The sequence below is a fragment of the Acidiphilium sp. PA genome (genome assembly GCF_026191915.1).
GTDB lineage: Bacteria > Pseudomonadota > Alphaproteobacteria > Acetobacterales > Acetobacteraceae > Acidiphilium.
On record NZ_JAIMBY010000044.1, the window covers coordinates 1 to 10,765 of the forward strand.

The following is a 10,765-nucleotide window of genomic DNA, read 5'->3' on the forward strand; positions in this document are numbered from 1 at the left end:
TACCGGATCATTTATCCTGATGGTTCTATCCACAGCATGCTGACGTACGCCGAGGCCGTAGTGGCTTCCGATGGCAGCGTCATCCGTTTACATGGGACTACACAGGATATCTCCTCGTATCGCATGATCGAGGCTGCGTTAGCGGAAAGCGAAGATCATTATAGGCACATGGTCAACTTGCATCCGCAGATTCCATGGCTCGCGGACCCATTTGGGAATATCACGGAAGTTGGACCATTATGGTTTAAGTTGACCGGGATGACACCCGATGAGACCTTTCCGCAAGGTTGGGTTAGTGCTGTTCATGAAGCAGATCGCCCTCGTGTTCTTGAGACTTGGCTTCGGAGTATCTCAACCGGAGAGGCGGTGGATATCGAATACCGGGTTAGGCTCCATGATGGGCGTTATGGGTGGTTCCGCGCCCGCGCTGCAGCACGGCTGGACAGCCAAGCCCAGATAGTTCGTTGGTATGGTACGCTCGAGGATGTAACCGATCGACGCGCCGCGGAGGAAAGTCGGCGGGCATCTGAGATGCTTGCGCTAAGGGTGCTCAGAACAACAGGCGACGGCGTGATCGTCTGTGACAAAAGCGGGACAATAAAGTTCACCAATAATATCGCAGAAAAACTAGTTGGCGCATCCGTAAATTTCATAGGTTCCAGCGCCATCAGTTTATTCAAAGACGGGCACACTTATCGCATTAGACAAGCGATTGAAGCGGTTTCAAAAGGTGCATCGAATGAACAGTTTGAAATATTCTGGCCACCATTTGACGCTTGGTACGAGGTCAATGTCTACGCTGGCGACGACGACGTTGCAATATTTATTAGAGATATTTCTGAAAAAATCATAAACAGAAGGAAGATATCCTATGCGGCGAGCCATGATCTATTAACCGGCACACTTAATCGAAATTCGTTTTTTGAACGAGTAAGCGAAAGCCTAGCAGGTCAGCATTCCGGTAATCGTGTAGCATTGCTATGTCTTGATCTTGATTATTTCAAAGAGGCGAATGACCTATATGGTCATCCCGTAGGTGATCAACTCTTAAAGCAACTCGTGATTCGTCTCAGATCGTGCATCCGCGGCAACGACCTTCTGGCACGTTGCGGTGGTGATGAGTTCGCTATCCTCCAGACGGGTGTAAGCACGTCTAAAGACTCGATCCGCCTCGCAGAGCGGATAGGCGTCGCAATGAAGGCGCCATTTGAAATCGAGGGCATTGCTCTGTCGACCACCCTGTCTATCGGGGTAGCGGTTGCGAGCATTGGTTGTGTCGACGAAGATCTTCTCTACAAGCAAGCAGATCTGGCGTTATACGAAGCAAAGACAAAATCGCGGGGTACTTATCTATTGTTTCGACCTGATATGCAAGTCAAAGCAGATTGGACGAAGCGGATGCGTTCCGATCTTCTTGCTGCGATTGATACAAACCAATTTACCTTAGCATATCAACCAATATTGAAAACCTTGGACTTGTCAATTGCTGGTGTCGAAGCGTTGATTCGTTGGCATCACCCTGAGCGGGGCCTAATTCCTCCTGCAGAATTTATTCCAGTCGCAGAAGAGACGGGCTTGATAATCCCTATTGGGAATTGGGTCTTACGGCATGCGTGTCAAGCCGCTCGAAGGTGGCCGCCGCATATAAAAATAGCGGTGAATGCCTCGATCAAGCAATTTGAAAATAATGACTTACTCGGCGCGGTGCTGGCTGCGCTTTCCGATGCCGGACTTCCTGCTGAAAGACTAAAGATTGAGGTAACCGAATCCATTCTTATGACGGAAAAATCGTCATGTATAGAAATACTACGGAGCATCCAAGACGCTGGTGTTTCAATTATTCTAGACGATTTTGGAACGGGCTATTCGTCGCTTTCATATATAAATATATTTAATTTTGATTTCATTAAAGTTGATAGATCTTTTGTTTCACGAGTTTGCCACCAAAACGACCGTGAGCCAGTTTTTGAAGCCATCATGGGTATGGCACAGGCCTTGAATATTCCAGTCACGGTTGAGGGTGTTGAAACCCCTCGTCAATTGCAATACGTTCGGGATCTCGGATGTGACTTCGTGCAAGGTTATTTGCTCGCGCGACCTATGGACGAAAATGATATAATAAAGTTTATTGCCGGCGGCAACTGTATAACTGACGCGGAACCAAAAGCGGCTGACAGGCAGGACTGAGGAAGAATCTTCCTCTTGGAGCCTGACGCCGAATGATAGTTGCGTGATTTCAGTACGTTGTGCGTCGGTCTGTTTTTCGTAACGAGCGGAAATCCGATGCTTGCCTATCTGGTTGTCACCCACACCCACTAAATGTGGGGTGGGCCCATTCGCCGGGATACAGCCCGTCAAAGGTCGGTGCGGCTACCCCGCCCGCGATTGCGAGGTAACCGTCCGGCCTCAGGCGTGTAGCGGAGTGATCTTAGAGTCTGACTCGTAATTTGGTCTGATTTTTTTCATGCGCGTGCGACGAATCTGACGGTTCGGCGGATGGAGGCGATGAGCAGCCAGGCTTCTGACGAAGCGGTGGAGGCTTCCCAATCCTTGGCAAGGCGTCGGCAACGATTGAGCCAAGCGAACGTCCGCTCGACCACCCATCGCTTGGCGAGTACGACGAAACCCGCAGCGCTGTCGGATCGTTTGACGATGTCAATGGCCAGGCTCTCGATGTGAGCGATGGCAGTTCGCAGTTTCTCGCCGGCGTAGCCGCCATCGGCAAACAACTTGACGAGGCTGGGATAACTGTCCCGCACGCTCTCGATCACCGCAGGCGCACCGTCGCGGTCCTGGATGTCGGCCGTGTGCACTATCACGTCCAGTAGATTGCCCAAGCTGTCGGTAACGATGTGGCGCTTTCGTCCCTTGATCTGTAGAGTCGAGGACGGGCGCGGTGGCGAAGCCCCGTTTCCCGTCCCCGCTCATCAAACCGGACGTGCGGATTTCCCGCATCCGGCTTTCCGACTGGCTTCATCGCAAGGCCCACGGTGACGACCGTCCGCGCTCGCGTCGAAGGCTCAGCACGCCCAATTCCCCGTAGACATTCTCACGAGAGAACTGGTCCGTCCCACGCCCTTGCACTTTGTGTCGTTGTCGGAGGAAGTGCCGCGTCCGGTCATAGACATGCTGATCGACGGCCTCGTACGCAGACGCGAGAGCGCCGTGGGAGAAGTAGGCCGACCATCCGCGCAGGACGCGGTTCAATCGTACACTCACCTCATCCCAGGTGCCCTTGTTACCCGGTACAAGCAGTTCGCCAACCTTCTGTTTGACCCTCTGCACACTCTTCTTGGACGGGCTTGCTCCCAGATACCAGCGGCCTCCGTTGGGCAGGTGGCGCGGTCCCAGGGTGTAGCCAAGGAAGTCAAAGCCTTCGCGCCGAGCATCCTTCACCGAGGTTTTCGCCTCGTTGAGCGTCAGCCCGAGTTTCGTCATCACCGCCCTCGTCCACGCCAGCGCCTCATCCGCGTGACCGCGGCTGAGGATGACGAAGTCGTCGGCATAGGAGACGACGTGCGCGCGAAATGCCTCGCCCCGTCCCGTCTGGCGCCAGTGCTTCAGGAACCGGTTCATGTAGATGTTCGCCAGCAATGGGCTGGCGACGCCGCCCTGGGGCGTGCCGCATTTATGACCCTTGCCGCCACTCATCCGTCGGTTCCCGTTGCCATCCCTTTCCTCGACCGGCGCCCGTAGCCACAGCTTGATCAGCCACAGCACGTGCCGATCGACGATGCGGCGGCCCACCGATAGGAGGAGGTCCGCGTGCGGGATCGTGTCGAAATATTTCGACAAATCGGCGTCGACGATGTCGGTATGGCCCCGGCACAACAGCCGGTGCGTTTCCTTGACGGCATCGATCGCGCTCCGACGCGGCCGATAACCGTAAGCGCTGTCCTCGAAGTCCGCCTCAAACACCGGTTCCAGCACGATCTTGGCGGCAGTCTGAACCACTCGGTCCCGGATCGTCGGAATGCCGAGCGGTCGTTCACCGCCGCCGGGCTTTGGGATCATTACCCTTCGCACCGGATCGGGCCGGTAGGTCTTCGAGACGAGGTCCTCACGCAAGCCCACCAACCAGGCTTCCACGCCCGACGCTTCGATCTGCTTGAACGTCACCCCATCCACCCCCGGCGCACCCGCATTGGCGCGGGCCAGCGCATAGGCGTGGCGCAGGATGTCTTCGCGACAGACCTTGTCGTAGAGAATGTAGAAGCGGAAGGCAGGCTCCTCCTTCGCCTTGCGATACAGCTTTCTCTGAAGGCTCCTGATCTTGTCGGGCGTTTGTAGGCTCATCGCCAATCACCCCCACCTTGCCAACGTCGAAAGCACACCAGAAGTCAGGGTCCTTTCCTCAGCCGGCGTTACCCGGCTTCGACGGTCATACGACCCTGTCCGACACCCGCCCGGTCCACCGCCCTGTAGCGGTGTTGAAGCCGCGACCTCCGACCTGGACGGGTCTCCCTCGATTACCCGCATCACCATTCCAACGTGCTGTGTCCAATACCCCGGCAGATCAGACAGGTGCATGTGTCGATTGCTTCCCTGTCTACGCGGCCTTCCCCGAGCAAGAGACGGGTCGGCATCTGCATCGACTCTTTCGAGGCCTGCTCGAACTTCACTCGCGTTACGGCCCGTTGGATCGCTCGGCCACCCAAGGCGGCCTTTGTCACGAGGCTTCGACCCGGTCGGTTGCCCAACAGAGCCGCTCGTCAGCTTCCGGATCAAATCGACAACTTTCCGGATGGAACCTTCCTCCATAGATGATGCACGCCTTCGAGGCGCACTCTTGCCGGCGTCATAGCCGCGGATGCCGCCGCTCTCGGTCGTCTTGACGCTCTGACTATCGATCACGGCGGCTGTCGGGCTCGCTTCGCAGCCAGCCCGCTCGCGGTCGAGCATAACCAGGTGGTGGTTGATCCGCTCCCAGGTACCGTCGTCGCGGAACCGTGCAAACCAGCGATAAACCGTGGGGGCGGGCGGGAAGTCCTTGGGCAGCAGGCTCCAAGCGATGCCGCCGCGCAGGACGTATAATATCGCATTGACGATCTGTCGCATCTCCCACTTGCGCGGGCAGCCGCACGAACGCGGGGGAGGCAAAAACGGTGAAAGGATCGCCCACTCTGCATCGGTGACGTCACTTCCATAACGTAGGCCTGCGCGGCTATGCTGCGCGCGGGTGGTCGGCGTCCACATGTGATCTCCAACAAGGCTTCGAACACCTGCATGGAATCACATCGGGTCCGGCCATCCAACCCCGCGCCGAAAACGTTCCGCGTTGATTCCGAAATGGCCTCTAAGCGGCGCGAAGTCGAATGGTGGCAACACGGCCTTGGTCAAGGCTTCATGCGCCTCGCCGTAGCTCGCATCGAAGATCTGTCCGTGTGAAATCAGGCCAAGTCCTGCCAGCACAAAGCCGCACAGCAACGCGAAACCAATAGGGTGATCCTTTGCAAGACGATTGACCGGTCCTGGCATGAACCGCGCCGGCGTAACCAGCACCTGTGCAAATGCACCACCCGCGATACCACCGATCACTGCGCAGAGTGGGACGAGCATCCAGATCAGCCCCAACGGCAATGTGGCTCGAGAGAAGCCAAAATAGGGCTGGTAACCGCGGAGAAGCAGAAGCGTGATGCCGCTGGCAAAGGCAGCGAGGATGATCGAGCGTGCCAAACGATCGTCAAAGCTGCCGGCCATCTACTCGATGGCAAACAAAATGCCGGCGACCGGCGCGTTGAACGCGCAGGTAATGCCCGCCGCGCCACCGGCCAGAATCAATAAGCGTTGCTGGGCATGGCTACGTTCCAATCCGAACCGGCCAAAGATATTCATCACAACACAGCCGATCTGTACGGTCGGGCCTTCTTTGCCGATCGAGGCTCCCGCCGCGAAACCCGCAAGGGTTAGTAGAAATTTACCCACGGCGATGCGGACCGAGAGCACGGTGTCGACGTCTGTTGGGTTCTCCATCGACATGACGGCCATTGCTTGTGGGATGCCCGACCCTTGCGCGCCGGGAAATACCCTGCGGGTGAGAAACACAATACTAGCAAACCCGATCGGGCACAGCAGAAGCGTCAGCCACAGCCGGCGGGTGGTGAGATGGGCAAAAAGGGCACTGGCGCGCACGACTCCGATTCCAAACGTAATCGAAATCAGCCCAGTGAGAATTGCGGCTGGAACAAAGATCAGATTTCGTTTCACCGCTTGCATTGCGAACTGTCTCCCTCGAAAAAAAATGTTCAATAATTCGCGCGCGATGCGAAGGCGGGCCAGAGAAGGCATCGACCCTGAACGTAATCAAGGGCGGAACCAAGACTGCTGCGGCGGGTAGGGTCAAATAGTCGGTTCGGAGTCAGAACGACACCGGCTCCTTGCAGTGTTCGGATTGAACCGATCTTATGTTGCAGTATTCAAATATGACAAAGTCGTGAGCCCCCCCTTCCCTGACTACTGGCCACGGACATCTCACCCAGCCTCCCCAAAAGCACTTCCTGCATGGCACGGTTCGAGACGTATCAAGCGTGAGGTTTCAACGGCAGCCTGCCGATGTGTGACCGCGGCCCGATAAGTGGGATCACGGACCATGGCGACAAACGCGGCAACCGAGGGATATTCGGCAATGAACACCGCGTCCCAGCGCTCGGTTACCGGCCCGATCAGGGTTTGCTCGAACCGACCGAGCCAGACCTGCCGACCACCGACATGGGTAAAAATCGGGCCGCTCTCGCGGGCATAGGCCCGATACGCATCGGCGCCGGAAATCTCCCGCCCGTCCGGATACGCCGCATGGACCCGAAAACGGACGAGGTTGAGCATGTGGATCGCGCCATCGCGCGGTAATGCCTGAAATGCTGCGAATTGATCTCGAGTCGGATCGATGAACTGGACCATAGCCACGTCCTCCTGCGTGTTTTCAGTCATATCGCATTCTCGTCTTGCGCTGAACCTTGTTGGTGGTCCAACCACCATGCCAGCGCGGGCAAGATCCGCTGTTTGACCTGAAACCCTGCGGTCAACAGTGCATAATCCGAATCACCGCCCTTCCCAGCAATCAAAGTCGGAAAGCCGGTTACGCCTGTCTGCTGGCTGATCTGGAAATCCCGCTCAGTCTCCTTGACGAGTTCGGCATCTGTGAAATTTGCCGCAAATGCCGCCGGGTCGAAACCTGCCTTGCTGACGATATCCGCCAACACCGCAGGGTCGGTGATATCGCGGTTTCCGCCATAAAAGGCGTGATGCAGGTGGTCGAGCAAGTCGAGCGCCGCCTCCGAAGATTGCCGCCGCACCCACACGACCGCACGACAGGCAGGTTCGGTGTCGTAAACAAAGCCGTCCCGCTCGAAGAACGCATAATCAAAGACCTGGTCAGACGCTTCCTGGACATGGTCCCAATGCGCCCGCGTGCGGGTTTTGGCGGCATCATCCATCGGGGTGGTGGTCCCGGGGCGCAAACCGCCAAGTATCAGGCGGATCGGCAGGCGATGTCCGAATTCGGCGCGGATGGCCTCGATCACTGGCGCAAACCCATAGCACCACGAACACATCGGATCGGCAAAGTAGACGAGATGGGGCTGGTTCATCGGCGCTCCTGGTCGATCTCATGGTTCCAGCCGGAAAGGCCGGGATTGTATTATAACGATCGATATATTATCCAACCCCCTATGATGCAACAGAACGTTCACAGCCGATGCCTCGCCCACGCACGCTGACCGATGAGATCGTGCTCGATCGCGCCGTCGGCGTGTTCTGGCGGCACGGGTATGCCGATGCGTCGTTACGTGATCTCACCTCGGTAACCGGGCTAAGCGCAGCATCGCTCTATCATCGCTATCGTGACAAGGATGGTCTCTTCACAGCAGTACTAGATCGCTACGCGCAGCAGGGTTTGACGTCGCGGCTGGCCAGATTAACCGCGATCGCCGACCCCCTCGCCGCGATCCGGCAATTTTTTGATGAGATCATCGATCTCTCAATAAACGATCCAGATCGCCTCGGGTGCCTACTCGTCAATTCGGTCCTCGACGGCGGCAAAATGTCGCAGGCGGCACGGAATACGGCGCGGACACGTCTTGGAGAGGTCGAAACGTTTTTTCGGATCCAACTGGAGAAAGCAAGGGCGTCGGGAACCACACATCCTGGGATCGAACCTGCGGTCATGGCAGAAATTCTGCTGGCAGCCGTACTTGCAATTCGTGTTTTGGCCCGCCTTGCGCCCGAACGCGAGCGGTTGGAGCGTCTCGTCGCCCATGCGTTGACGTCCGTCTCCCTCTCAATCCCGGCACCGAAGTGAACTGATCTCGCAGCGCCGATGGGGCACGCGGTGCCATGATCCAATCGAAGGAGTCTTGCTTATGGACAAAACACAAAAACTACATCCCGGTCAGAATTTCTTACCACTGGAGTTCACGCGCATCGATGGTCCCGATTATCAGTTCGGTGGTAGTGGTACCTGGCAGGCCCTGTTCGTCTATCGCGGCAAACATTGCCCGATCTGCAAAGGCTATCTCGGCAAGATCAAGCAGCGCCTTGAAAAATTCGAGACCCTGGGCGTGAATGTTGCAGCTTTGTCAGCCGATAGCGAAGCTCAGACACGGGAAACCTTCGATGCCGTCAAGCCGAATTTTCCGCTGTTGTACGGCATCGATGTGCCGATGATGCAGGAACTCGGACTCTATATTTCAGAACCACGTTCGGCCACCGAAACCGATCATCCCTTTCCCGAACCCGGGCTGTTTATTGTAAACCCCGGAGGATCACTTCAAATTATCGATATCTCGAATGCCCCGTTCACCCGACCCGATCTTGACGTGCTGCTGGGTGGCCTCGAATTCGTGATCGCCAGTGCTTACCCGATCCGGGGCACCCATCGATGAGCCAACTCGCCGGTATCAAAGCATGTGTGTTCGATGCCTATGGCACCTTGTTCGATTTCAATTCCGCGGTCGCGCGGTGCGCTGATATCCCCGAGGCGAAACGCGCCGTTCTTGGATCGATTTGGCGGGACAAGCAGATCCAGTACACGCTCCTTCGCAGCCTGCAGCACCGCTACGCCGATTTCGAGCAGGTGACCGCCGAGGCACTCGATTACGCACTCGAAAGTACCGGGTTGGCCGATGCAGGGCACCGCACGCAACTGCTCGACCTGTACCGGACCGTTTCAGCCTATCCTGAGGTGCCGGCGATGCTGAAAGCCCTGAAGGCAGCCGGACTCGCCACCGCTATCTTGTCCAACGGCACGTCGGCGATGCTCAAGGCGGCGATTGATCACGCTGAGATCGGCGCGGAGCTTGATCATGTGCTATCGGTCGAGGCGGTCGGCGTCTTCAAGCCGGCGCCCGAAGTGTATCAGCTCGCGGTCGATCGCCTGAGCCTGCCGCGCGAGTTGATCTGCTTCATATCGTCGAATGGCTGGGACGCCTACGGCGCTGCAGCGTTCGGCTTTCAGGTTGCCTGGTGTAACCGAACCGGACAACCGGCAGAGCGGCTGCCCGGGCAGCCAATCATCGTGCTCAAGACTCTGTCGTCACTCGCTGGCCACTTGGTCTCCGGCTGATCGCCGCATCAGTCGACCATGCTCTGAAGTTCGGACAGCACCGCAACGATATCGATCACGCGCGATGAAGTGATCTCCAGCGCCCGATCCTCCAACGCGTCACTGCCCTCGTGGGTGCGGCGCCAGGCATCTATCGTCGCGTCCCGCTCCATCAGCAGATCGGCAATATCAGTCGCGAACAGGGTGAACAGGGCGTCGACGCATCGGCTGGCGGGCGCCTGATCGGTCAGGCGATAGTCGCGTGCATAACGAACAGCTTGGGACGCCGGGATGAAATCATCGCCGGTGACCCAGCGATTGGTGGTGAACAGGCTGATCGGGCGGCCGAACCGATCGAGCGCGATCGCGATCAGATGATGGATCGGTGAATCGTCAAGCCGCCCTTCCGGCCGGACGAAGGTATGGATATGGCCGATTTCTTCCCAGCCGGCACTGCCCTGACGGTGCTCGCCGGGGGCATGCGCATGGAAATAATATTGCGCACCCGTCGTCGGATCGAAGACGTCGCCGGGCGGATGATGGTTGAACGCGATGAACGGTGCACCACCGAGCAATTCCGCAACCAGATTTGAGCGCCGATCCTCGATCGAGCGCAATGCCGCAACCAGAGCGGCACCCGCTTCGATCCGATCCTGGTCGACCATAGCAGCGGAATCATTTGCCGGAGCAGGTGGCGCCGTTGGAGGATTTCATTTTCATCTTCGACATTGCCGGGTGAGCGGACTTCATGCTGCCCATTTTATCGCCCGATTTCGATGTAGCGCTCTTGCCGCTGCAATTGTTGCTGGTGGTCGCCGCCTGGGCCGGCAGCACCGCGACCAGCCCGGCGATGGCCACGGCCGAACCGAGCGCGAGCGATGTTCCGGTGATGCGGTGCGAGGAGTTCGTCATGGTGTATCCTTCCTGGATTATCGTCTGTGCGCGTCACATATGATCGAATCACGCGCAGCCAAGAGAAACACGTGCGACGTACGATCTCGTCACAACACATCCTGCTTACCCATAAACCTCCTCCAGTTTTAGCTGCGGTGGTGCCGGTAGGTTGGACTGAAGTGGACGCGGGAAATGGGACCGGGCTCTAAGTTGGAACTTGGCCGTTTTGTCATGATAGACGGAGCGGAACATGAGCAAGACGAGACGGAAGATTGAGGCGGCGCTGAAGGCGCAGATTGCCTTGGAGGCGCTGCGCGAGCAGGCAACGGTTGC

10 protein-coding genes and 3 pseudogenes are annotated in these 10,765 nt (G+C 57.4%); 4 read left to right on the forward strand and 9 right to left on the reverse strand.

Annotated features, from left to right (window positions below; translation table 11 throughout):
- Positions 1-2,187 (forward strand): bifunctional diguanylate cyclase/phosphodiesterase (locus AruPA_RS20550; protein WP_265638611.1); only part of this gene is annotated, 2,187 nt, incomplete at its 5' end.
- 275 nt (positions 2,188-2,462) lie between these two features.
- Here AruPA_RS20550 and AruPA_RS20555 read toward each other — a convergent pair.
- From AruPA_RS20555 to AruPA_RS20580, 6 genes and pseudogenes are all read right to left on the reverse strand, one after another.
- Positions 2,463-2,876, reverse strand: a pseudogene (locus AruPA_RS20555) (IS5 family transposase); the annotation flags it as partial.
- A gap of 97 nt (positions 2,877-2,973) precedes the next feature.
- Positions 2,974-4,296: a group II intron reverse transcriptase/maturase gene (gene ltrA / locus AruPA_RS20560; RefSeq protein ID WP_265638612.1), complete on the reverse strand. Its 1,323-nt coding sequence runs from the start codon at positions 4,294-4,296 to the stop codon at positions 2,974-2,976.
- A 474-nt stretch (positions 4,297-4,770) separates the two neighbouring features.
- A pseudogene (locus tag AruPA_RS20565) lies at positions 4,771-5,196 on the reverse strand (transposase); the annotation flags it as partial.
- 36 nt (positions 5,197-5,232) lie between these two features.
- A pseudogene (locus AruPA_RS20570) lies at positions 5,233-6,288 on the reverse strand (chloride channel protein).
- A 183-nt stretch (positions 6,289-6,471) separates the two neighbouring features.
- Positions 6,472-6,927, reverse strand: a complete 456-nt coding sequence (locus AruPA_RS20575) for a DUF1330 domain-containing protein (protein ID WP_265638613.1) — start codon at positions 6,925-6,927, stop codon at positions 6,472-6,474.
- Positions 6,924-7,586 carry a DsbA family protein gene (locus tag AruPA_RS20580; protein ID WP_265638614.1) on the reverse strand — a complete coding sequence of 221 codons (663 nt, stop codon included), beginning with the start codon at positions 7,584-7,586 and terminating at the stop codon, positions 6,924-6,926. Before AruPA_RS20580 ends, AruPA_RS20575 begins: the two co-directional genes overlap by 4 nt.
- A gap of 107 nt (positions 7,587-7,693) precedes the next feature.
- Between AruPA_RS20580 and AruPA_RS20585 the strand changes: the two genes are divergently transcribed.
- The 3 genes from AruPA_RS20585 to AruPA_RS20595 all read left to right on the forward strand — a co-directional run bounded on the left by AruPA_RS20585 (position 7,694) and on the right by AruPA_RS20595 (position 9,559).
- Positions 7,694-8,296 (forward strand): TetR/AcrR family transcriptional regulator, encoded by a 603-nt coding sequence (locus AruPA_RS20585; RefSeq protein WP_265638615.1) that lies wholly within the window; start codon positions 7,694-7,696, stop codon positions 8,294-8,296.
- 61 nt (positions 8,297-8,357) lie between these two features.
- Positions 8,358-8,879, forward strand: coding sequence for a redoxin domain-containing protein (locus AruPA_RS20590; protein WP_265638616.1), 522 nt, complete (start codon positions 8,358-8,360; stop codon positions 8,877-8,879).
- Positions 8,876-9,559, forward strand: a complete 684-nt coding sequence (locus AruPA_RS20595; protein WP_265638617.1) for a haloacid dehalogenase type II — start codon at positions 8,876-8,878, stop codon at positions 9,557-9,559. Before AruPA_RS20590 ends, AruPA_RS20595 begins: the two co-directional genes overlap by 4 nt.
- An 8-nt stretch (positions 9,560-9,567) precedes the next feature.
- On the opposite strand, the gene AruPA_RS20600 is transcribed toward AruPA_RS20595, so the two are convergent.
- The 3 genes from AruPA_RS20600 to AruPA_RS20610 form a co-directional block, all read right to left on the reverse strand.
- The gene (locus AruPA_RS20600) at positions 9,568-10,203 is read right to left on the reverse strand and encodes a DUF6969 family protein (RefSeq protein ID WP_265638618.1); all 636 of its coding nucleotides are present in this window, start codon (positions 10,201-10,203) and stop codon (positions 9,568-9,570) included.
- A 10-nt stretch (positions 10,204-10,213) separates the two neighbouring features.
- Positions 10,214-10,450, reverse strand: a complete 237-nt coding sequence (locus AruPA_RS20605) for a hypothetical protein (protein WP_265638619.1) — start codon at positions 10,448-10,450, stop codon at positions 10,214-10,216.
- 105 nt (positions 10,451-10,555) lie between these two features.
- Positions 10,556-10,765, reverse strand: a 210-nt coding sequence (locus AruPA_RS20610) for a hypothetical protein (protein ID WP_265638620.1), incomplete at its 5' end; no start/stop codon positions are given.

What these genes read in the sequence shown, in the direction of transcription:
- AruPA_RS20585 (WP_265638615.1), top strand. Translation starts at nt 7,694, where the DNA reads ATGCCTCGCCCACGCACGCTGACCGATGAGATCGTGCTCGATCGCGCC.
- ltrA (WP_265638612.1), bottom strand. Translation starts at nt 4,296, where the DNA reads ATGAGCCTACAAACGCCCGACAAGATCAGGAGCCTTCAGAGAAAGCTG.
- AruPA_RS20600 (WP_265638618.1), bottom strand. Translation starts at nt 10,203, where the DNA reads ATGGTCGACCAGGATCGGATCGAAGCGGGTGCCGCTCTGGTTGCGGCA.
- AruPA_RS20580 (WP_265638614.1), bottom strand. Translation starts at nt 7,586, where the DNA reads ATGAACCAGCCCCATCTCGTCTACTTTGCCGATCCGATGTGTTCGTGG.
- AruPA_RS20595 (WP_265638617.1), top strand. Translation starts at nt 8,876, where the DNA reads ATGAGCCAACTCGCCGGTATCAAAGCATGTGTGTTCGATGCCTATGGC.
- AruPA_RS20590 (WP_265638616.1), top strand. Translation starts at nt 8,358, where the DNA reads ATGGACAAAACACAAAAACTACATCCCGGTCAGAATTTCTTACCACTG.
- AruPA_RS20605 (WP_265638619.1), bottom strand. Translation starts at nt 10,450, where the DNA reads ATGACGAACTCCTCGCACCGCATCACCGGAACATCGCTCGCGCTCGGT.
- AruPA_RS20575 (WP_265638613.1), bottom strand. Translation starts at nt 6,927, where the DNA reads ATGACTGAAAACACGCAGGAGGACGTGGCTATGGTCCAGTTCATCGAT.